Annotated in this window: 17 protein-coding genes; 7 read left to right on the top strand and 10 right to left on the bottom strand. The window is 76.1% G+C overall.

Going from position 1 to position 21,491, the window contains the following annotated elements:
• Positions 1 to 27 precede the first annotated feature (27 nt).
• The 5 genes from WA616_RS22615 to WA616_RS22595 form a co-directional block, all read right to left on the bottom strand.
• Positions 28 to 1,353 carry an extracellular solute-binding protein gene (locus WA616_RS22615; RefSeq protein WP_336033393.1) on the bottom strand — a complete coding sequence of 442 codons (1,326 nt, stop codon included), beginning with the start codon at positions 1,351 to 1,353 and terminating at the stop codon, positions 28 to 30.
• A gap of 65 nt (positions 1,354 to 1,418) precedes the next feature.
• The gene (locus WA616_RS22610) at positions 1,419 to 2,600 is read right to left on the bottom strand and encodes an ROK family transcriptional regulator (RefSeq protein ID WP_336033391.1); all 1,182 of its coding nucleotides are present in this window, start codon (positions 2,598 to 2,600) and stop codon (positions 1,419 to 1,421) included.
• A gap of 149 nt (positions 2,601 to 2,749) precedes the next feature.
• Complete coding sequence (locus WA616_RS22605) at positions 2,750 to 3,604, bottom strand: MaoC family dehydratase (RefSeq protein ID WP_336033389.1); 855 nt, start codon at positions 3,602 to 3,604, stop codon at positions 2,750 to 2,752.
• Positions 3,604 to 4,971, bottom strand: coding sequence for a 3-oxoacyl-ACP reductase (locus tag WA616_RS22600; RefSeq protein WP_336033387.1), 1,368 nt, complete (start codon positions 4,969 to 4,971; stop codon positions 3,604 to 3,606). The genes WA616_RS22605 and WA616_RS22600 overlap by 1 nt, the downstream gene beginning before the upstream one ends.
• Positions 4,972 to 4,985: 14 nt before the next feature.
• Positions 4,986 to 6,275 carry an acetyl-CoA C-acetyltransferase gene (locus WA616_RS22595; protein ID WP_336033385.1) on the bottom strand — a complete coding sequence of 430 codons (1,290 nt, stop codon included), beginning with the start codon at positions 6,273 to 6,275 and terminating at the stop codon, positions 4,986 to 4,988.
• A 90-nt stretch (positions 6,276 to 6,365) separates the two neighbouring features.
• Here WA616_RS22595 and WA616_RS22590 point away from each other — a divergent pair, with 90 nt between their 5' ends.
• Together WA616_RS22590 and WA616_RS22585 are read left to right on the top strand one after the other, a co-directional pair.
• A complete protein-coding gene (locus WA616_RS22590) occupies positions 6,366 to 7,025 on the top strand; it encodes a TetR family transcriptional regulator (protein WP_336033383.1) in 660 nt (219 codons plus the stop codon).
• The gene (locus WA616_RS22585) at positions 7,022 to 9,073 is read left to right on the top strand and encodes an acyl-CoA dehydrogenase family protein (RefSeq protein WP_336033381.1); all 2,052 of its coding nucleotides are present in this window, start codon (positions 7,022 to 7,024) and stop codon (positions 9,071 to 9,073) included. The genes WA616_RS22590 and WA616_RS22585 overlap by 4 nt, the downstream gene beginning before the upstream one ends.
• A 36-nt stretch (positions 9,074 to 9,109) precedes the next feature.
• Here the strand turns inward: WA616_RS22585 and WA616_RS22580 are convergent, their stop codons facing one another.
• Together WA616_RS22580 and WA616_RS22575 are read right to left on the bottom strand one after the other, a co-directional pair.
• Positions 9,110 to 10,036, bottom strand: a complete 927-nt coding sequence (locus WA616_RS22580) for an ABC transporter substrate-binding protein (protein ID WP_336033380.1) — start codon at positions 10,034 to 10,036, stop codon at positions 9,110 to 9,112.
• The gene (locus tag WA616_RS22575) at positions 10,033 to 12,030 is read right to left on the bottom strand and encodes a putative bifunctional diguanylate cyclase/phosphodiesterase (protein ID WP_336033378.1); all 1,998 of its coding nucleotides are present in this window, start codon (positions 12,028 to 12,030) and stop codon (positions 10,033 to 10,035) included. The genes WA616_RS22580 and WA616_RS22575 overlap by 4 nt, the downstream gene beginning before the upstream one ends.
• Before the next feature lie 101 nt (positions 12,031 to 12,131).
• Here WA616_RS22575 and WA616_RS22570 point away from each other — a divergent pair, with 101 nt between their 5' ends.
• Together WA616_RS22570 and WA616_RS22565 are read left to right on the top strand one after the other, a co-directional pair.
• A complete protein-coding gene (locus WA616_RS22570) occupies positions 12,132 to 12,863 on the top strand; it encodes a trimeric intracellular cation channel family protein (RefSeq protein WP_336033376.1) in 732 nt (243 codons plus the stop codon).
• Between the two features lie 27 nt (positions 12,864 to 12,890).
• Positions 12,891 to 14,114: a saccharopine dehydrogenase family protein gene (locus WA616_RS22565; protein WP_336033374.1), complete on the top strand. Its 1,224-nt coding sequence runs from the start codon at positions 12,891 to 12,893 to the stop codon at positions 14,112 to 14,114.
• On the opposite strand, the gene WA616_RS22560 is transcribed toward WA616_RS22565, so the two are convergent.
• The gene (locus tag WA616_RS22560) at positions 14,093 to 16,837 is read right to left on the bottom strand and encodes a SpoIIE family protein phosphatase (protein ID WP_336033372.1); all 2,745 of its coding nucleotides are present in this window, start codon (positions 16,835 to 16,837) and stop codon (positions 14,093 to 14,095) included. The genes WA616_RS22565 and WA616_RS22560 overlap by 22 nt on opposite strands.
• A gap of 84 nt (positions 16,838 to 16,921) precedes the next feature.
• Here WA616_RS22560 and WA616_RS22555 point away from each other — a divergent pair, with 84 nt between their 5' ends.
• Positions 16,922 to 18,097: an EAL domain-containing protein gene (locus WA616_RS22555; RefSeq protein WP_336033370.1), complete on the top strand. Its 1,176-nt coding sequence runs from the start codon at positions 16,922 to 16,924 to the stop codon at positions 18,095 to 18,097.
• Between the two features lie 10 nt (positions 18,098 to 18,107).
• Here the strand turns inward: WA616_RS22555 and WA616_RS22550 are convergent, their stop codons facing one another.
• A complete protein-coding gene (locus WA616_RS22550) occupies positions 18,108 to 19,031 on the bottom strand; it encodes an aldo/keto reductase (RefSeq protein WP_336033368.1) in 924 nt (307 codons plus the stop codon).
• A 225-nt stretch (positions 19,032 to 19,256) separates the two neighbouring features.
• On the opposite strand from WA616_RS22550, the gene WA616_RS22545 reads away from it, so the two are divergent.
• Both WA616_RS22545 and WA616_RS22540 read left to right on the top strand, forming a co-directional pair.
• Positions 19,257 to 19,541, top strand: a complete 285-nt coding sequence (locus tag WA616_RS22545) for an HU family DNA-binding protein (RefSeq protein ID WP_073417863.1) — start codon at positions 19,257 to 19,259, stop codon at positions 19,539 to 19,541.
• A 145-nt stretch (positions 19,542 to 19,686) separates the two neighbouring features.
• Positions 19,687 to 20,943 carry a serine hydrolase domain-containing protein gene (locus tag WA616_RS22540; protein WP_336033365.1) on the top strand — a complete coding sequence of 419 codons (1,257 nt, stop codon included), beginning with the start codon at positions 19,687 to 19,689 and terminating at the stop codon, positions 20,941 to 20,943.
• A 74-nt stretch (positions 20,944 to 21,017) separates the two neighbouring features.
• Here WA616_RS22540 and WA616_RS22535 read toward each other — a convergent pair whose 3' ends face one another.
• The gene (locus WA616_RS22535) at positions 21,018 to 21,479 is read right to left on the bottom strand and encodes a MaoC family dehydratase (RefSeq protein WP_073417861.1); all 462 of its coding nucleotides are present in this window, start codon (positions 21,477 to 21,479) and stop codon (positions 21,018 to 21,020) included.
• Between the last annotated feature and the right edge of the window lie 12 nt (positions 21,480 to 21,491).

The following is a 21,491-nucleotide window of genomic DNA, read 5'->3' as shown; positions in this document are numbered from 1 at the left end:
CGGGCCGCGCCCTCCCCGGTCGGGCGGTCAGTTGAGCGTCTCCTCGAGGAGCCGGTCGGCCTCGGCGGCGGCCTGCGCGACGTCGGCCCCGCTGGCGATCTGCTGGAAGAAGTCCTCCAGGATGCGGGCGCCCTCGACGTCGGCCCACCGCTCGGCGGCCGGCGTCAGCTTCGCGTCGACCGCCGCGGCGAGAGCGGCCTGCGCGTACGGGTCGTCCCCGAGGGCGCCGGCGTACTGGCTGTTGCCGGGGATGAGCCCGTTCTCGGCCAGCATCGTCTGGAACTCCTCGGAGTAGATGATCCGCAGCAGGTCGCGGGCCTCCTCCTGGTGCTGGGACATCGTCGGGACGGCGATGTTCGAGCCGCCGGCGAAGACGGTGGCCGGGGTGCCCGGCTGCTCACCGGGCAGCGGGAAGACCCCGGTGCGCTCCTCGTTGCAGGCCTGCTGCTCGGCGAGCAGCGCCTCGGCCTCGGGCGAGGTGTCGTCGGGGTCGACGCCCTCGTCGCACTCGGGCAGGGCGATGCTCCACCGGGCCCAGGTGGGCGCGGAGAACATGGCGGCCTGGCCGTTGTTGAACGCGACCCACGGCTCGTTGGAGTCGGCGTCGCGCGGGGCGCGGGTGGCGTTGGTGAACAGGTCCTGGACCTCGGTGAGCGCCGCCTGCGACTCGGGGCTCGACAGCGCGCCGACCCAGCGGTCGCCCTCCTGCACGGCGAGCTCGCCGCCGCCGGTGAACAGCCAGGCGATGCCGTTGTACCAGTCCTGCCCGGGGAACCAGAACCCGCTGAAGTCCTGCGCCGGGTTGGCCTGCTGCAGCGCGATGGCCGCGGTGCGGAACTCCGCGAGGGTCTGCGGCACGGCCACGCCGGCCTGCTCGAAGAGGTCCTTGCGGTAGAAGACCGCGCGGGCGCCCGAGTAGTAGGGCACCGCGTACAGCGTGTCGTCGACGGTGCCGGCCTCGACGAAGCCGGGCAGCAGGTCGTCGCCGCCGAGCTCGTCGTACATGTCCGACAGGTCGCTGAAGGCGCCGGCGTAGGTGAACGTCGGGCTCTGCGTGTTGCCGATCTCGACCAGGTCGGGCGTCTGGTCCTCGCTGGCCAGCGCCGTCTGCAGGCGCGGCACCAGGCCGCTCCAGTCCTGCTCCTCGATGACCAGCGTCATGCCCTCGTGGTCGGCCTCGAAGGTCTCGACGAGGTAGTCGCGCAGCTCCTGCGGGGTGTCCGTGCCGTTGAGCCAGAGCCGGACCTCGGTGTCCCCGGACGCCTCCGCCGTCGAGCCTCCGCCACAGGCGGAGACGGCGAGCAGCGAGGCGACCGCAGCGGCGGCCAGCCCGCCGGTGCGTACTCTTCTCATGTTGGGGTTCCTCCTCGTTCGCGCGGGTTGGGTCCTCCGACGTGCACCTGGCCGGCTCGGGGTGGTCACGTCACCCCGAGCTGGCCGGACAGCACGAGCACGGCCGCCCCGGAGAGGGCGCCGTCCTCGTCGAGCGAGGTCATCCGCAGCTGCACCGTGCCGCTGATGACCGGCATGGTCCGCTCGCGGAGGGCGGCCAGGGCCGCCTCCCGCAGGGGGCCGTCCAGGAGCTCCCGCGGGCCGCGCAGCACGACCTCCGGGAGGTTGAGCGCACTCACCACGGGGGCGAGCACGATGCCGAGCCGCCGGCCCACCTGGGCCAGCGCCGCGGCGGCGTCGGCCGGGGCCAGGCCCTCGACGCGACGACGGAGTGCGGGGACCGAGAGCACGGTCTCCAGGCAGCCGGCGCGCCCGCAGGCGCAGGGCGCGGGCCGGCCGAGCGGGGCGCCGTCGACGTCGTCCCGCTCGTCGACGGCGGTGACGTGGCCGAGCTCGCCGGCCGCGTGGGAGTCGCCGTGCACCAGCGCCCCGTCGAGGACGATGCCGGCGCCGACGCCCCCGCCGACGGTGAGCACCATGAGCCCGCCGCCGGTGGCGTCGCCGTAGGTGAACTCGCCCAGCGCCGCGGTGTTGGCGTCGTTGGCCACGTGCACCGGCAGGCCGAGCTCCTCGGTGAGCCGGGCGGCCAGCGGCAGGTCGTACCAGCCGCGGTTGGGGGCCTGCACGACGCAGCCGGCGGGGGTGATGACACCGGGCGAGCCGACGCCGACCCCCAGGACCGGCAGCGGGGACGCCTCGGCGAGCTCCCGGCACAGCGCCGTGAGCGCCTCGACGGCGGCGGCGCCGGTGAGGCCCCGCACGGCCGCCGACCGGCGCTCGCGGACGGTGCCGGACAGCTCCAGCACCGCGCCGTGCATGCGCTCGTCGTCGGCGAGGTCGACCGCGACGATGGAGAACGCGTCGGTGCGCAGGCCGACCAGGGTGGCCGGCTTGCCCACCCGCGCCTCGGCGCGGACGCCGAGCTCGGACACCAGGCCCTCGGCGAGCAGCGAGGAGACGAGGTCGGAGACGGTCACCCGGGTCAACCCGGTCGCGCGGGCGAGGTCCGCGCGCGACCGGGGACCCGAGTGGAACAGGTGCTGCAGCACCATCGAGCGGTGGTGCGCCCGGGCGTGCTCGGGCAGCACCTTGCGCGTCGGGCGCAGCGGACGGCGACGCGGGACGGGCGGCGCTGCGTCGGCGGTCACATTTGTTAGGCAACCGTCCTTACATATCCCGTGTCAAGGGGGTGGCTGCCGGGTGACCGGAAGGTGACCCGTGGACCTCCCCCGCGATCACGGCGCCGCGACCAGGCCCGGGGGCTCCCCGGCGGTCCCGGCGCCGTGATCGCGACGGGTCAGAGCGGGCGGACGGTCCCGGCCAGGTGCTCGGTGCCGCTGCTCGCGCTGCGCACCGCGACGTCCCAGCCTCCGCCGGCCGGGGCCGTGGCCAGCCGCACCGTCGACGGCAGCAGCAGCGGCCTGCGGAAGGCGACGTCGTACACGAACGCGTCGGGCAGCCGCCCGGCCAGCGCCCCGAGCACCCGCGCCCCGGTCCACATGCCGTGCGCGATGGCGCGCGGGAAGCCGAACGCCCGCGCGGGGAGCCGCCCCAGGTGGATCGGGTTCACGTCGCCGGAGACCCGGGCGTAGCGCCGGCCGGCGTCGGCGGGCACCCGCCAGGTGGCCACGGCACGCGGCAGGTCACCGACGGACACCTCGACGTCGGACGCCGGCGCGCCCTCCGGCGCCCGGGCCCCGCGGGCGAGGTAGGTCGAGCGCGACCGCCACACCTCCGCGCCGCCGGCCGACACGGTCGCGCACAGGTCGACGGTGGCGCCGCTGCGGTGCGCGGCGAACCGCTCGGCCCACACCTCGAGGTCCAGCGGGGCGTCCGCGCCGACCGGGGCGAGCACCTCGACGGTGTTGCGCACGTGCACCAGTCCGGGCAGCGCCAGCGGGAACGCGCGGTCGGCCATCAGCGCCATCTGCAGCGGGAACGCCAGCACGTGCGGGTAGGTCGCCGGCAGGACGTCGGTCAGCGGCAGCCGGCACACCCGCGCGTAGGCGGCGAGGTGCACGCGGTCGACGGCGACGCCGGTGCGCGCGAGCCGGGTCGCCGGCAGGTCCCCGCCGCGTCCCCACGCGGTGACGGCGGCCCGGGCGTAGAGCGCGCCCAGGTCCGGCGCGGCGTCGAGCACGGTGGCCGCCATCAGGCCCCCAGCATCGACTGGCCGCACACCCGCACGACCTGCCCGTTCACGCCGGCGGCGCCGGGCTGCGCCAGCCAGGCGATCGTCTCGGCGACGTCGACCGGCAGCCCGCCCTGCTGCAGCGAGTTGATCCGGGCGCCGACCTCGCGGGTGCCGAAGGGCATCCTCGCCGTCATCTCGGTGACGATGAACCCGGGCGCGACCGCGTTGATCGTGGCGCCGCGCCCGGCGAAGGCGGGCGCCCAGGCGCGCACCATGCCGATCACGCCGGCCTTGCTCGCCGCGTAGTTCGTCTGGCCGCGGTTGCCCGCGATGCCCGACTGGGAGCTGACCGCCACCACGCGGGCGCCGGGCCGCAGCACGCCGTCGGCGTCGAGCAGCGCCTCGGTGAGGTCGAGCTGGGCCTGCAGGTTGACCGCCATGACCGTGTCCCACCGGGCGGCGTCCATGTTGACCAGCAGCTTGTCGCGGGTGATGCCGGCGTTGTGCACGACGACGTCGACCCCGCCGTGCCGCTCGCGCAGGTGCGCGACCAGCCGCTGGGCGGCGTCGGGCGCGGTGACGTCGAGCTGGAACGCCGTCCCGCCGACCTCGTTGGCCACCGCGGCGAGCGCCTCGCCCGCCGCGGGCACGTCGACGGCGACGACGTGCGCGCCGTCGCGGGCCATGACGCGGGCGATCGCGGCACCGATGCCGCGCGCGGCGCCGGTGACGACCGCGACCTTCCCCGCGAGCGGGCGCTCGTCGTCACCCCCGGCGGGGACGTCGGCCGGCGACACGGTGAGCACCTGGCCGTCGACGTAGGCCGACCGCCCGGACAGGAAGAACAGCACCGGGCTCGCGACCGACGCCTCGGCGCCCTCCGGCACGTACACGAGGTTGGCGGTGGAGCCCGCGCGCAGCTCCTTGGCCAGCGAGCGCACGAGGCCCTCGAGCGCCTGCCGAGCCGCGGCCTGGGCCGGGGAGCCGGCACCGGCGGGCGGGTCGGCGAGGACGACCACCCGGCCGGTGGGCCGCAGCCGCCTCACCGCGGGGGCGAGCAGGTCGCGCGCCGCGGCGAGCTGCGCCGGGCCGGTGACGCCGGTGGCGTCGAGGACCACGGCCGCGGGCCGCTCGCCGTCGTCGGCCCCGTCGTCCGCCCCGTCGGTCGCGACCGGGGACAGCACGGCGACGCCGGCGTCGCGGAGGACGGCGGTGAGCGCCTCCCGGAGGCGCCCCTCCCCCGCCGAGCCGACGACGGCCGGGCCGGGCAGCACCGGCTGGCCGGGCTCGTACCGGCGCAGCACGGCCGGCCGGGGCAGGCCCAGCTGCCGCACGAGGGAGGACCCGACGCCGGAGTTGGCGAAGGACGTGTACCAGTCGCTCACGGGGTGCAGCTCCTTCAGGACTCGAGGATCGCGACGACGCCCTGGCCGCCGGCCGCGCAGACGGAGATCAGCCCGCGCCTGCCGGGACCGGCCTCGTGCAGCTGCTTGGCCAGCGAGGCGACGATCCGGCCGCCGGTCGCGGCGAACGGGTGCCCGGCCGCGAGCGAGGAGCCGTTGACGTTGAGCCTCGACCGGTCGATCGGCCCGAGCGGGGCGTCGAGGCCGAGGCACTCCTTGCAGAACGCCGGGTCCTCCCACGCCTTGAGGGTGGCGAGCACGGTGGACGCGAAGGCCTCGTGGATCTCGTAGAAGTCGAAGTCCTGCAGCGTCAGCCCGTTGCGGGCGAGCATGACCGGCACGGCGTAGGCCGGCGCCATGAGCAGGCCCTCGCCGCCGTGCACGTAGTCGACGGCGGCGGTCTGCGCGTCGACGAGGTGGGCGAGCACGGGGAGGCCGTGCTCGGCGGCCCACTCGTCGGAGGAGAGCAGGACGGCCGAGGCGCCGTCGGACAGCGGCGTGGAGTTGCCGGCGGTCATGGTGGCCGCGGGGGCGTCCGTGCCGAAGACCGGCTTCAGCCTCCCCAGCTTCTCGACGCTCGTGTCCGGCCGCAGGTTCTGGTCGCGGGTGAGGCCCAGGTAGGGCGTGACCAGGTCGTCGAGGAAGCCGCGCTCGTAGGCGGCGGCGAGGTTGCGGTGCGAGCGGACGGTCAGCTCGTCCTGCTCCTCCCGGCCGATCTCCCACTCCCGGGCGGTGATCGCCTGGTGCTCGCCCATCGCGAGGCCGGTGCGCGGCTCGGCGTTGCGCGGGATCTCCGGGACCAGCGAGCCGGGGCGGATGCGACCGAGCGCCTTCAGCCGCTGCCCGAGGGTCTTCGCGTTGTTGAGCGCGATGAGCGCGCGGCGCAGGTCGTCGCCCACGGCGAGCGGGGCGTCCGACGTCGTGTCCACGCCGCCGGCGATGCCGGACTCGATCTGCCCGAGGGCGATCTTGTTGGCGACCAGCACGGTGGCCTCGAGGCCGGTGCCGCACGCCTGCTGCACGTCGTAGGCGGGGGTGGCGGCCGACAGCCGCGACCCGAGGACCGACTCGCGGGTCAGGTTGAAGTCCCGCGCGTGCTTGAGGACGGCGCCGGCGACGACCTCGCCGACCTGCCGGCCCTGCAGGCCGAACCGGGCGACCAGGCCGTCGAGGGTGGCGGTGAGCATGTCCTGGTTGGAGGCCTGCGCGTAGGCGGAGTTCGACCGTGCGAAGGGGATGCGGTTGCCGCCGAGGACGGCGGCCCGGCGGGGCTGGGTCGGGCTCATCGGTGACCTCCAGGGGTCCCTGGTGCGCCGTGCGCACGCGAACGGCTGACGGAGTGGCCGGTACCGACGGTACACGGTACCGTCGGTTACATGAAAGCCGAGCCGACGTCGCGGCGCGACCGCCGCGACTCGCGGTGGGACGAGCACCGCCGCGCCCGCCGCGAGCAGCTCGTCGACGCCACCGTCGCCGCGGTGGGCAGGTACGGCGCCGGCGTCGGCATGGACGAGATCGCCGCCGAGGCCGGCACCAGCAAGACCGTCGTCTACCGGCACTTCGCCGACCGCAGCGAGCTCTACGTCGCCGTCTGCAACCGGGTCGCGGCGCAGCTGACCGAGAAGCTCCGCGCGGCGATGACCAGCACCGACCACCCGCGCCGGATGGTGGCCGCCGCCGTCGAGACCTACCTGGCGTTCCTGGAGGCCGACCCGGAGCTGTACCGCTTCGTCGTCGCCCACCCGCTGCTGGACCGGCCGGTCGACGCCGACCCGGTCAGCACGCTGTCCGACCTCGTGGGCGACCAGGCCGCCGCACTGGTCGCCGTCGCCCTGGAGCAGGCCGGCCGCGACCCGGCCGCCGCCGCCCCCTGGGGCCACGGCCTCGTCGGCCTCGTGCGCGCCGCCGCCGACTGGTGGCTGCGCGCCGAGCGCCCGATGCCCCGCGCCGCCCTCGCCGCCCACCTCACCGACCTCGCCTGGGCCGGGCTCTCGAGCCTCGACCCGGCCGGACCGACCCCCGAGGAGAAGAAGTGACCTCCACCCTCCCCCGCACCGTAGACCCGGCGCGCCTGCAGGAGGTGCTCGACGGGCGGTGGGCGCACGTCCGCCGCGACGCCCGCGAGCAGCTCGGCGACCCGAAGTACGCGCCGGTCTACGGCGAGTCGGTGCAGGAGGCCCGCGAGCGGATCACCCGGCTGGCCGGCGAGCTGGCCGCCACCGGCCCCGTCCGGCTGGGCTTCCCCGAGCAGTACGGCGGCGAGGCCGACGCCGGCGGCTCGGTGACCTCCATCGAGATGCTGGCCTACGGCGACCTGTCGCTGATGGTCAAGGCCGGCGTCCAGTGGGGCCTGTTCGGCGGCGCCGTGCAGCTCCTCGGCACCGAGCGCCACCACGACGCGTACCTGCCCGACATCATGAGCTTCGCCCTGCCCGGTTGCTTCGCGATGACCGAGACGGGCCACGGCTCCGACGTGCAGCAGCTGCGCACCACCTGCACGTACGACCCCGAGACGCGGACCTTCGACCTGCACACCCCGCACGAGGCCGCCCGCAAGGACTACATCGGCAACGCGGCCAAGGACGGGCGGATGGCCGTCGTGTTCGCGCAGCTGGTCACCCAGGGACGCAAGCAGGGCGTGCACGCCTGGCTGGTGCCGATCCGCGACGCGGACGGCAACGCGATGCCCGGCGTCACCATCGGCGACGACGGACCCAAGGCCGGGCTGCTCGGCGTCGACAACGGCCGGCTGTCCTTCGACCACGTCCGCGTGCCGCGGGAGATGCTGCTCGACCGCTACGGCCAGGTGGCCGAGGACGGCACGTACAGCAGCTCGATCGCCAACGAGACGCGCCGCTTCTTCACCATGCTCGGCACGCTGGTGCGCGGCCGGGTGAGCGTCGGCGGCTCGGCCGGCTCGGCCACCCGGATGGCCCTCGACATCGCCGTCCGCTACGGCGAGGTGCGCCGCCAGTTCGCCGCCCCGGGCCGCGACCGGGAGATCGTGCTCAACGACTACCTGGTCCACCAGCGCAAGCTGCTGCCCGCGCTGGCCACCTCCTACGCCCTGGCCTTCGCCCAGGAGGAGCTGGTCGGCACCATGCACGACCTGCACACGGCGGTGCACGAGCACGGCGAGGAGGTCGACGAGGCCGCCCAGCGCGAGCTCGAGTCGCGCGCCGCCGGGCTCAAGGCCGCCACCACCTGGCACGCCACCCGCACCATCCAGACGTGCCGCGAGGCGCTCGGCGGCGCGGGCTACCTGGCGGAGAACCGGCTGCCGCAGCTCAAGGCCGACACCGACGTCTTCACCACGTTCGAGGGCGACAACACCGTCCTGCTGCAGCTGGTCGCCAAGGGCCTGCTCACCGGCTACCGCGACGCGTTCGGCTCCCTCGACGGCTGGGGCCGCGTGGCGTTCGTCGCCGACATGGTCCGCGAGACGGTGGTGGAGCGGACGGCGGCCCGCGGGCTGATCGCCCGGCTCGTCGACGCCGTCCCCGGCCGCGACGAGGACGTGCCGCTGCGCGACCGCGGCTGGCAGCTGCGGATGTTCGAGTTCCGCGAGCGACACACCCTCGAGGGCGCCATCCGCCGGCTGCGCCGGAACGCCGCGACCGACGGCATGGAGCCCTTCGCGGTGTTCAACAGCGTCCAGGACCACGTGCTGCGGACGGCGTCCACGCACATCGACCGCGTCGTCCTCGAGGCGTTCGTCGCGGGCATCGAGCGCACGACCGACCCCGCCGCGCGGGCTCTGCTCGAGGTCCTGTGCGACCTCTACGCGCTGTCGACCATCGAGGCCGACAAGGGCTGGTTCCTCGAGCACGGCCAGCTCACCCCGGCCCGGTCCAAGGCGCTGACCGGCACGGTGAACGCCCTGCTCGGCGAGCTGCGGCCGCACGCGGTCACGCTCGTCGACGGCTTCGGGATCCCGCACGCGTGGAAGAACGCGGCGGTCCTGGAGGAGGAGGCCGCCCGCCAGGAGGCCATGGCCGCGGAGGACGCGCGGCTCACCGCCGAGGCGGGGTCGGCCGCGCCGGACGACACGGCCGTCGCGGTGGACGTGCCGCCAGGGCAGTGACCCGGTGGGCAGTGCGGGTCAGGCGGGCAGTGCGGGTCAGGCGGGCAGGGCGCCGTTGACGGTCACCGCGGCGACGGCGCCGTGCCCGACCTCCCAGCGGTCGAGCAGCGCCTGGTAGACGCCGTCGTCGACCAGGCGCTGCAGGGCCTCGGTGACGACGTCGCGCAGCTCCGCGCGGTCCGGGGCGACGGCGATGCCGTAGAGCCCCGGCTCGTACTGGGTGTCGGAGACGAGTTGGTAGCTGTTCTGCGTCCGCGGGTCGGTGGTCACGAAGACCGCCGGCGGGTAGTCGGCGAGCACGGCGTCGGCCCGGCCGGTGCGCAGCTCGAGCAGGGCGTCGTCGTTGGTGGGCAGCTCGTGGACGTCGATGCGCAGCGCGCACGACGCCTGCGCCCGCTCCAGCAGCCCGACCTGCACCGTGCCGGCCTCGACGGCGACGCTGCGGCCGCACAGCCCGGCGAGGTCGTGGACGCCGAGCGGGTTGCCCCGGGCGACGACTATCGAGGACCCGGCGCGGAAGTAGTTGACGAAGTCGGCCTGCTGCTCGCGCTCGGCGGTGTCGGTGACCGCGCTCATCACCAGGTCGAAGCGGCCGGCGCCGAGCTCGTCGAGCAGCCCGTCGAACGGCGAGGCCTCGAAGCGCACCTCGACGCCGAGCAGGTCGCCCAGTGCGGCGCCGAGGTCGGGCTCGAAGCCGACGATCGTGCGCCCGTCCGGGCCGAACGAGGACGCCGGCGGGTAGGACGGGTCGTTGGCCACGGTCAGCACGCCGGCCTCCCGCACGTCGTCGGGCAGCGCGGCGTGCAGCGCCTGGTCCACGGCGACGTCGGCGGTGGGGCCCGCGGCGGCCGCGGCCTCCTCCCCCGCGCCGCACCCGGCGGTGAGCAGGACGGCGACGGCGAGGACGGCGCCGGGGACGGCGGTGCAGGCGCGGGTACGGGTGCGGGTGCGGGTGCGGGTCACGCGAGGACCTCCACGGAGGGCGCGGACACCCCTGCGGCCGCGCGCGAGAGCTCCGGCCACGGGCGCGGCCGGGAGAACAACCAGCCCTGGGCGCGGTCGCAGCCGACCGCCCGGAGCCAGGCCGCGACCTCGGGCGTCTCCACGCCCTCGGCGCAGACCGACAGACCCAGGCCGTGCGCGAGCTCCACCAGGGCCCGCACGACGGCGGCGTCCTCGGCGGAGACGTCGACACCGGTGACGAAGGCCCGGTCGGCCTTCACCTCGGTGAGGGTGAGCGAGCGCAGGTGCGACAGGCTCGCGAAGCCGACGCCGAAGTCGTCCAGCGCGGCGCCGAACCCGGCCGCGGTGAGCTCGGCCAGGCACGCCGCGGCGGCGGCCAGGTCGGCCGGCAGCGCGGTCTCGGTGACCTCGATGTGCAGCCGCGGGGGCGCCACCCCGGCCTCGGCGGCCAGCCGCGCCACCGTGGCCGCGAAGCCCGGCGTCTCGAGGTTGCGCACCGAGACGTTGACCGAGACGGTCCAGTCCTCGCCGGCCGCCGTCCAGGCGGCGCAGTCGGCGAGCGCCCGGCGCAGCACCCACTCCGTGAGCGCGCCCATGACGCCGGACTGCTCGAGGGCCGGCAGGAAGTCCCCGGGGCCGATGAGCCCGCGCACCGGGTGCTGCCAGCGCAGCAGCGCCTCGACACCGACGGTCCGGCCGGAGGCCAGGTCCACCTGCGGCTGGTAGTGCAGGCGCAGGTCCCCGTCCTCCAGGGCGCGGCGGACGTCGTGCTGCAGCGACGGCGAGTGCGCGGTCGGCGCGGCGGCGCGCGGGTCGAAGACGACGACGCCGGTCGCGCCGCGCTTGCCCTGGTACATGGCGGCGTCGGCGCAGGTCATCAGCGTCTCGACGTCGGTGGCGTCGGCCGGGAAGACGGCGATCCCGCAGCTGGCCTCGACGGCGAGCGGCACGCCCTCGACGACCGTCTCGGCGGCGAGCGCGTCGCTCACCCGCAGCACGAGGTCGCGGGCGGCGGCGCCGTCGTCCATGCCGGGCAGCAGCAGGCCGAACTCGTCCCCGCCGAGGCGCGCGACGGTGTCCTCCCCGCGGACGGTCGCGGCCAGGCGCCGGCCGACCTCCACGAGCAGCTGGTCGCCGGCGTGGTGGCCGAGGGTGTCGTTGACCTCCTTGAACCGGTCGAGGTCGACCAGGACGACGGCACCCGGCGCGCCGCGCTCCAGCTCGGCGGCCACCCGGCGGGCGAACAGCTCGCGGTTGGCCAGGCCGGTCAGCGGGTCGTGCAGCGCGTCGTGCTCGGCCTGCGCGGCCTGGCGGCGCAGCCGGCGCGTGGTCGACCAGGAGATCCCGGCGAGCACCACGTAGAGGACGCCGAGGCCGGCGCCGAGGCGCCAGTGGGTGCGGGTGGTGGCCGCCTCGACCTCGGCGGCGACGGTGTCGTAGGGCAGCAGCAGCTCCAGCACGCCGATCGAGCGGCCCGAGGTGTCGGCCACGATGGGCTGCAGCACCCGGATCATCCGGCCGACCGCGAGGCCGTCGCCGTCGAGCAGGGCCACGTCGGTGCCGCCGGCCGCGGCGGTGGTGAAGGCGGCACCGGTGGACGGGGCGACGTCCTCCCCGGCGGGGTAGTCGGGCAGGGCGGCCTCGGGTCCCCGGGCGCCGTCGTCGGCGAAGAGGACCGCGCCGGTGAAGTCGCGCAGCCGCAACCGCAGGATCGACCCGCGGAAGACGGCGAGGTCGGTGGCCATCTGCAGGCGCTCGCGCTCGGCGGCGGTGAGCCCGGTGCCGAGGTCCTGGCCGCGCAGGGCCGGCGCGATCGCCGTCTCCTCGACGACGGCGGCCTGGGCTCGGCCGTACTCCAGGGCGCGGTCGACGGCGTCCTGACGGGAGCCGCTGGACAGGACGGCGCCCAGCACGACCACCGGCACCAGGCTGGCCGCGGCGTAGGCGGCGAAGAGCCGGGTGCCGGACGCGGTGGCGCTGCGGGACCGGGTCATGCCTCCTGATCGGCCGGGCGGGCCCGCAGGTCAACCGTGGTCTCACCCGTCGGGGTGGGACGTCCCGGACGGCCGGGACGGGCGCGGGAGGATGGTCGGCCGTGAGCACCCTCGCGGCGACCGTCGAGACCCTCCGCGTGCCGGCCGCCGTCGACCTCGCCGCGATCGTGGTCGGGGCGCTCACGGGCGGGCTGCTCGCGGCCCGGGAGGGCTTCGCCATCTCCGGCGTGCTGCTGCTGGCCGTCACCGGCGGCCTCGGCGGCGGGCTCATCCGCGACGTGCTGCTGGCGCAGGGGGCGCCGGTGGCGCTGACCAACCGCGCCTACCTGCCCGCCGTCGCGATCACCGCGATGGTCACCTTCTACTTCTCCGGCTGGCTGTCGCGGCTGACGACGCTGCTGGTGGGGCTCGACGCGCTGAGCCTCGGCCTGTTCACCGTCATCGGCGCGCAGAAGGCGCAGCTGGCCGGACTGCCCAGCGCCTCGGTCGTCTTCATCGGCACGCTCACCGCCGTGGGCGGGGCGGTGATCCGCGACATGCTGCTCGCCCAGCGCGCCGACATCGTGCAGCCTGGCCCCTACAACGCCGTCGCCGCGCTGCTCGGCGCCACCCTGCTCACGCTGCTGGCCGGGCCGGCCGGCCTCGACCCGATCCCCGTGGCCCTGCTGGTCATCGTCTTCGTCGCGGCGCTGCGGGTGCTGTCGGTCTGGCGCGGCTGGGCGGCGCCGGTGGCCGTCGACCTCCCCGGGCGCGCCCGGAGCCGGCTGGCCGCGCGGGACCGGTCCACCCGTCCCGGGGACCGCCGCCGCGTCCTCCGCCGCCGGATGCGCTGAGCCGGGGCCGCCCGGAGGATGACCGGCATGTCCGAGCGGGAGCACGACGTCGTCCTCTTCGGTGCCACCGGCTTCGTCGGCCGGCTGGTCGCCGCCTACCTCGCCGAGGCCGCGCCGCCCGACCTGCGGGTGGCGCTGGCCGGCCGGTCACGGGAGAAGCTGACCGCCACCGCGGCGGACCTCCCCGGCGCGGCGCAGCGGTGGCCGCTGCTGGAGGCCGACACCGGCGACGCGGGGTCGCTGGAGCGCCTGGCGGCGTCCACCCGGGTGCTGGTCACCACCGTCGGCCCCTACCAGCGCTACGGCCTGCCGGTGGTCGAGGCGTGCGCCCGCGCCGGCACGCACTACGCCGACCTCACCGGCGAGGTGCTCTTCGTCCGCGAGGCGATCGACCGCTGCGACGCCGTGGCGAGGGAGACCGGGGCCCGGCTCGTGCACGCGGCCGGCTACGACTCCATCCCCTCGGACCTGTCGGTGTTCCTGCTCGCCGAGCGCGCCCGGTCCGACGGCGCCGGCGGGCTCACCGACGTCCGGCTGGTCGCGAGCCTCAAGGGCGGGTTCAGCGGCGGCACGGTCGACTCGATGCGCGCGCAGATCGAGCAGATGGCCACCGACCGCTCGCTGCGCCGGGTCATCGGCGACCCGTACGCCCTCTCCCCCGACCGCGCCGCCGAGCCCGGCACGCGCCAGCCCCCGGACGTCGCCCCGCCCGCACTGGCCGCCGACGGCCGCTGGACCGCGCCCTTCGTCATGGCGCCGTTCAACACCCGGATCGTGCGGCGCAGCAACGCCCTGCAGGACTGGGCCTACGGGCGCGGCCTGCGCTACGGCGAGTCGATGAGCGCCGGCCGCGGCGTCACCGGCGCCCTGACCGCCGCGGGCATCACCACCGGCCTGGCGGCGGCGTTCGGCGCGATGGCGTTCGGGCCGACGCGGGCGCTGGTCGACCGGGTGCTGCCCGCGCCCGGCACCGGCCCGTCGGAGGCGGCCCGGGAGAAGGGCTTCTTCCGGATGGTCGTCGACGCCCACACCGAGGGCGGGCGGCACTACCGCGCGACGGCGGCGGGTCCCGGCGACCCGGGCTACAAGGCGACGTCGGTGATGCTCGGCCAGGTGGCGCTGGGCCTGGCCCTCGACGGCGACCGGCTGCCCGACCGCACGGGCTCGCTCACCCCGTCGACGGCGCTGGGGGACGTGCTGGTGGAGCGGCTGCGCGCCGCCGGCCACACCTACGACGTGGTCGAGGCCTGACCGACTCGCACGGCCAGGAGGGCGACGTCGTCCTCGGCGCCGGGGAGGAACATCCGCCGCAGGACGACGTCGCACAGCTCGTCCAGCGGCGCCCCCGCGCAGCGGCGGAGCACGTCGACGAGGTCGGCGGTGCCGGCCTCGAGGTCGCGGTCGCGGCGCTCGACCAGCCCGTCGGTGTGCAGCAGCACGGTGCTGCCCGCCGGCAGGTCGGCGACGTGGTCGGTGCGCGGGCGGTGCGGGTCGACGCCGAGCAGCAGGTCGGCCGGGGCGGTGGCGAGGACGCGCACCTCACCGCCGGGGTCGACGACGACCGGTGGCAGGTGCCCCGCGCTCGACCAGCGCAGCACCGCGCCGTCGGGGCCGGGCCGCGACAGCCGTGCCAGCAGCGCGGTGGCCATGGCGCCGACGGTCAGGCCGGAGGCGGCGCGGTCGAGGCGGGTGAGCAGCTCGGCCGGCGTCGCGGCGTCGGCGTAGGCGATGCCGCGGAGCAGGCCGCGCAGCTGTCCCATCGCGGCAGCGGCGTGCCGGTCGTGCCCGACGACGTCGCCGATGGCGAGCACCGTCTCGCCGTCGCCGCCGGGGAACGCGTCGTACCAGTCCCCGCCGATGTCGGCGCCCTCCGACGCCGGCACGTACCGGACGACGACCTCGCAGCCCTCCAGCCGCGGCGGCTCGGTGAGCAGGCTGTGCTGCAGGGCCTCGGCGAGGTCGCGCTGCTGGGCGAACAGCCGCGCCGCCTGCAGGGACAGGCCCACCCGGCGGCCGATCTCCACCGCGGCCTCGACCTCGGCGGGCGTGTGCGGGCCGCGGCCGGCGTCGTTGGCCAGGCCGAGGGCGCCGACGACCTCCCCGCGCGCGAGCAGCGGCACGACGGCGGCCGCGCGCGGCTCCAGCCGGGTCAGGGCCTCCCGCGCCGCCGGGTCGGCCAGCGCGGCGGCGATCCGGTCGGCGTCGATCTCCGGCACCACCAGCGGCCGGCCGGTGCGCAGCACCACCTGCGCGGCGTGCTCGCTGGTCATGGCGTGCGCCATCGCCCGGACGTAGTGCGCGGCGTCGGCCCGGCGCTCGGGCCGGCGGTGCGCGACGGCGGCGTCGTGCAGCCGGCGGTGCTCGTCGGTGACGACGATCCAGCACCAGTCGCCGAGCGCCGGCACGACCAGGTCGGCCAGCCGGTCGAGCTGCTCTGCGGTGTCGAGGCTGCCCGACAGCACGCGGCCGGCGTCGGCGAGCAACTGCAGCCGCCGGTTGGCCTCGGCCATCGCGGCCACCGCGGCGTCCCGCTCGGCGTCGGCGCGCAGCCGGGAGACGCTGAGCGCGATCTGGGCGGTCAGCGCGTCGAGCAGCTCGACGTCGTCGTCGCCGAAGACGTGCCCGGTGTCCCAGATGACGACGAAGCTGCCGAGCAGCCGGCCCTCGACCCGCAGCGGGAGGGAGGCCAGCGCGTGCAGGCCCAGCGCCGCGCCCACCTCGGCCATGGCGGGGAAGCGGGCGACGGCGTCGTCGAGGTCGGGGAACAGGAACCGCTCGCCGTGCCGGGCGGTGTACTGGGTGGGCAGCGTGTCGTCGAGCTCGACGACGATGTCCTCCGGCGGGGCGACCTCGGCCTCGGCGGCGGCCGCCGCGACGGTGTCGGCCAGCTGCCGGGCCAGGTAGAGCCGCAGCGCCCCGTCGCCGTCGAAGGCGGCCAGCGCGCTGGAGGAGGCCCCCAGCACGCGCGCGCCGCGCAGCGTGATCTCCGCCAGCTCCGACAGGGCGGTGGCGTTGGCAAGCTGTGCGGCCACCTCCGCCACGGCGGCGGCCCGCTGCGTCGCGGCCAGCCGGCGGATGGCCTCCTCGCGGGCGTCGGTGACGTCGACGACGGTGCCGAGCACGCGCACGGCGCTGCCCTGGGCGTCGCGGACGACCCGGCCGCGGGACACCGTCCAGCGCGTGCTGCCGTCGGCGTGCAGGACCCGGGCCTCCGACACGTACTCCCCGGCGCTCGTCAGCGCCTCGGCCATCGCCCGGCGGACGGCGTCCCGGTCGTCCGGGTGCAGCCGCTCGGCGATCATGGCGTCGACGTCGGGGATCTCCAGCGGGCCGTCGAGGCCGTGCACGGCCGCGCCGCGCTCGTCCCAGTGCAGGACGCCGGTGCGCAGGTCGTGCTCCCAGATGCCCACCGAGCTCGCCTCCAGCGCGACCTCGAGCCGGGTCCGCGAGGCGCCGATGGCCGAGTGGGCCGCGGAGAGCTCGAGCTCGGCGACGACCGAGGCGGCGAGGTGCTCGAGCAGCTCCCCGTCGTCGGGGTGCCACGGCCGCGGCACGGGGTCGTAGACGGCGAGGACGCCCACGACCAGCCCGGAGGCGGCGACCAGCGGGGTGCCGAGGTAGGCGACGACCTGCCCGGAGGTGACGGCCGGCAGGTCGGCCAGCGATGGGTCCCGCCGGGCGTCGGACACCACCAGGGGCCGGCCCTCCGCGACCACCCGCGCCGACAGGGCGCCCGTCAGCAGCGCCCGGCCGCCCACGACGCCCGGCGGCAGGCCGTGGCCGCCGACGACGGTGTCCTGGTCGGTGAACAGCGTGACCTTGGCGTGCCCGGCGGCGAGCAGCCGGGCGGCCAGCGCCGACAGGCGGTCGTAGGCGGCCGGCCCGGGCACCTCGAGGAAGAGGCGGCGCGCGGCGGCGACGCGGTGGGCGTCGTGCAGCGTCCCGGCAGGGGACGGCGACGGAGGAACGGACACGGTTCCTCCTCGGGCGCGCGGACCCCGGCGGCCACGCCCGTCCATGGTGCCACGGGGCACCCCCTGAACAGACGGAACCGTCCGGTGACGGAAGTGTCACCCCGCCGGGTGACGGCCGGCACCGCCGGCCTGCACCCCTCGCCGCCGGACGCCGATCCCCCCTCCATGACGGCGATGCTCACCCGCCGGCTGCCGGACTGCCGTCCGCTGCTGGCCGACCCGGACGACCTGACGCTCGTCTTCCAGCCCATCGTCGACCTCGCCCGCGCCCGCGTCGCGGGGTACGAGGCGCTGGCCCGCTTCCCCGGCACCGCCGGGCCCGACGTGTGGTTCGCCGCCGCCGAGGACTCCGGGGTGGCCGCGCAGCTGCACGCGCTGGCACTGCTCAAGGCGCTCGACGCCGTCCCGGCGCTGCCCGCGGACACCTTCCTCACGGTCAACGTCGGCCCGCACCTGCTCGGCTCGGCGCCCGTGCGGGCGGCGCTGGCCACCCGGCCGGACCTGCGCGGCGTCGTCGTGGAGCTGACCGAGCACGTGCCGGTGCCCGACCTCGGGGCGCTGCGGGTCCAGGTGGCCGCGCTGCGCGCCCGCGGCGCGGTGGTCGCGCTCGACGACACGGGCTCCGGCTGGTCGGGGCTGCGCCAGCTGGCCGCGCTGCGCCCGCAGCTGGTCAAGCTCGACCGCTCGCTGGTCAGCGGCGCGGACGCGGACCCGGTGCGCCTGGCGCTGGCCGAGACCGTGGGCGCCTTCACCGCGCGCATCGACGCCCTGCTCGTCGCCGAGGGCATCGAGACCCGCGGCGAGCTGGCCGCCTTCGCCCGGCTCGGCGTCCCGCTCGCCCAGGGCTGGCTGCTCGGCCGCCCCGCGCCGGGCTTCGCCCCGCTGGCCCCCGACGTCGCCGCGCTGGTGCGCAGCAGCACCGCCCGCGCCCGCTCCGCGCACACCGTCGCCGGCCTGGTGCGCCCCGTCCGCCAGGTGGACGCGGGCGACCCGCTGCCCGGCGTCCCGCCCGTGGCGCTCGTGGCGCCCGACGGCGCACCGCTGGCCCTCCGGCTGTCCGACCCGCGGACGGGCTCGGTGCACACCGCGCCGGTCTCGCTGTGCGCCGCCCCGGGCGACGCCGTCGTCGCCACGCTGCAGCGCGCGCTCACCCGCCCGCCGGCGCACCGCTTCGACCCGGTCGTGTGCACCGGGCCCGACGGCGCGGTCCTCGGGCTGCTGCGGGTGGAGGACCTGGCCTCGGCCGCCGCCGTCCGCTGACGCGGGCGGGCTACCCGGCGGAGGCGGTGAGCGCGGCGCGCTCGTCGTCGGTGAGCACGAGGTCCTGCATGGGCAGCAGGTCGGCGACCTGGTCGACGTCGCGGCCGCTGGCGATCGGCGCGGTGACGGTGGGCTGGTCGGCGAGCCAGCGCAGCGCCACCGCGGCCTGGCTCACGCCGTGCGCGGAGGCCACCTCGGCCAGCGCCGCGAGCACCCGGTCGCCGCGCTCCCCCACGTAGGCCTGCGCGCCCTGCGCGCGCGGCGAGTCGACCCGCTCGCCGGCGCGGTACTTGCCGGTCAGGAAGCCCTTGGCCAGCGCGAAGTAGGGCAGGCAGCCCAGGCCGTTGGCCGCGACGACGTCGCGCAGCCCGTCCTCGTAGGCCGGGCGCTCGACCAGGTTGTAGTGCGGCTGCAGCGCGACGTAGCGGGCGAGTCCGAGCCGCTCGGAGGTCTCCAGCGCCTCCGTCAGCCGCGCCGGCGAGTAGTTCGACGCCGCGACGTGGCGCACCTTGCCCTCGCGCACCAGCTCGTCGAAGGCGGTGAGCGTCTCCTCGAGCGGCGTCGTCGCGTCGTCGTAGTGGGCGTAGTAGAGGTCGATCCGGTCGGTCCGCAGGTTGCGCAGGCTCCGCTCCGCGGCAGCCTTCACCTCCCGCGACGACAGCGGGTGCTCCTTCCGCCCCGGCGAGGCCTTGGTGGCCACCACCATCCGGTCGCGCAGCCCGCGCTCGGCCATCCAGCCGCCGAGGATCTGCTCGGAGCGACCGTCGCCGTACATCTCCGCGGTGTCGACGAACGGGCTCTGCGTGCCGGGCACGGCGTCGACGAAGCGATCGAGCACCGCGTGCGACGTCGCCTCGTCGGCCGTCCAGCCGAAGACGTTGCCGCCCAGGCACAGGTCGCTGACGGTCAGGTCGGTCCCGGGGAGCTGCGGCACGCGCCCACGCTATGTCGGGGGCCGCGACCCCGCCCCCGGGACGGGTGGGACCCGCGGGTCCGTAGGGTCGGCACCAGGCCCGTGGACTGGCCAGATGTCCGGTCGGCGTGTCACGGTGCCCCGGGCCGGACCCCGCAGGGGGAACGGTCCGTCCCGGGCGACCGCCCGGGACCCCATCCTGCGGCCGCCGAGACCGCGCGGCCGCGACGTCCGAGAGGAACCTCTGTGAACAAGGCCGAACTCGTCACCGCCATCTCCAAGCGCGCCGACGTGCCCAGCGCGACCGTCGACGCCGTCCTGTCCGGGCTCCAGGAGGAGCTCGTCGAGGCGATCACCCGCGGCGAGAAGGTCGCCGTCTCCGGGCTGCTGACCGTCGAGCGGACCCAGCGCTCCGCCCGTACCGGCCGCAACCCGCAGACCGGTGAGTCCATCGAGATCCCCGCCGCCAACACGGTCAAGGTCACCGCCGGCTCGAACCTGAAGAAGGCCGCCTCCAACGTCCCGGTGTGATCCGCCGGGCCCCGGCGACGCGCCGGCCCGACCGGCCGCCCGCCCGGGGTGGCGCCTGCCCCCCTGTGACCCCGCCCACGCCGGGTGGGTCAGGATGCGCAGGCAGGCGCCGCCCGACGGGGACGGCACCGGGACGGAGGCACGCGTGAGCAGCGCACTGACCCAGGACACCGACCCGGCGGAGGTCGGCCTCGACGGCGCCCGGCTCGAGCGCCTCGACCGGCGGCTGGCCCGCTGGGTCGACGGCGGTCAGCTGCCCGGCTTCCTCGTCACGGTGTCCCGGCACGGCCGGCTGGCGCACGTCGGCCGGTACGGCGCGCGCGACGTCGAGAACGGCCTGCCGGTCGAGGAGGACACCCGCTGGCGGATCTTCTCGATGACCAAGCCGGTCACCTCGGTCGCGGCGATGATGCTGTACGAGGAGGGGGCCTTCGAGCTCACCGAGCCGATCGCCCGCTGGCTGCCGGAGTTCGCCGAGACCCGCGTGTACGTGGCCGGGTCGGCGCAGAAGCCGGTCACCCAGCCGCAGGTGGAGCCGATCCGGATCTGGCACCTGCTCACCCACATGTCCGGGCTCACCTACGGGTTCCACCACGCCCACCCCGTCGACGCGATGTACCGGGCGATGGGCCACGAGTGGGGCACCCCGCCCGGCGTCGACTCCGCCGAGGCCTGCCGCCAGTGGGCGTCGGTGCCGCTGGTCTTCCAGCCCGGCTCGGAGTGGAACTACGGCGTGTCCACCGACGTCCTCGGCCGGCTGGTCGAGGTGGTGTCCGGCCAGACGCTCGACGTCTTCTTCCAGGAGCGGGTCTTCGGCCCGCTGGGGATGACCGACACGTCCTTCGGCCTGCGCGAGGGCGACGACGTCGACTCCCTCGCCCGCCTGTACGCCGCCGTCCCGGGGCAGCCGGCCGGCGCCCCGACGTCGTTCACGCCGATCGACGCGATGGGCGAGGCGGCGCACCGCAAGCCGACGTTCCTGTCCGGCGGCGGCGGCCTGGTCTCCACGGCGGGGGACTACCTGCGCTTCTGCGAGATGCTGCGCCGCGGCGGCTCCTACGACGGCGGCCGGCTGCTCGGCCCGCGGACGCTCGCCCACATGGTGCGCAACCACCTGCCCGGCGACGCCGACCTGGAGACCTTCGGCCGTCCGCTGTTCGCCGAGACGCCGCTGCGCGGGGTGGGCTTCGGGCTGGGCTTCTCGATGGTGCTGGACCCGGCGCGCTACGGCGGCGTCGCGAGCGCCGGCGACTACAGCTGGGGCGGGGCGGCGTCGACGGCGTTCTACGTCGACCCGGTCGAGGACGTCGTCGTCACCTTCTACACGCAGCTGCTGCCCTCGAGCACGCTGCCGATCCGCGCCTACCTGCGGGCGCTGGTCAACCAGGCGATCGTCGCCTGACTGACTGAGGCATTGGAAGCTATCCGCACGTATCCGCGCTCAGGACGTGCGAATAGCCTCCAATGCCTGGGCGCCTACAGGTAGCGGCGGTAGACGACGGTGGCGACCATCGCAGGCTTGGTGCCGCCCTCGATCTCCACGGTGACGTCCATGTTCATCGCGATGCCGCCCTCGAACGGCGTCGCCGAGGCGAGCGTGGCACCCGCGCGCACCCGGCTGCCCACCGGCACCGGCGAGGGGAAGCGCACCTTCTCGGTGCCGTAGTTGACGCCCATCCGGAAGCCGCTGATCTCGACGATCTCCGGCAGCAGCGACGGGATGAGCGACAGCGTCAGGTAGCCGTGCGCGATCGGCCCGCCGAAGGGGCTCTCCCTCTTCGCGCGCTCCACGTCGACGTGGATCCACTGGTGGTCGCCGGTCGCGTCGGCGAACTGCTGCACCTGCTCCTGGGTCACCTGGACCCAGTCGCTGTACCCGAGGTGCTGACCGACGAGCGACTGCACGCCCTCGACGCCGTCCACGGTGGTCTGCGCCATCGCCTGTCCTCC

It is taken from the genome of Geodermatophilus sp. FMUSA9-8 (genome assembly GCF_037034165.1).
GTDB classification, from domain to species: Bacteria; Actinomycetota; Actinomycetes; order Mycobacteriales; family Geodermatophilaceae; genus Geodermatophilus; species Geodermatophilus nigrescens.
This window is presented reverse-complemented; position numbering and strand designations above follow the sequence as displayed.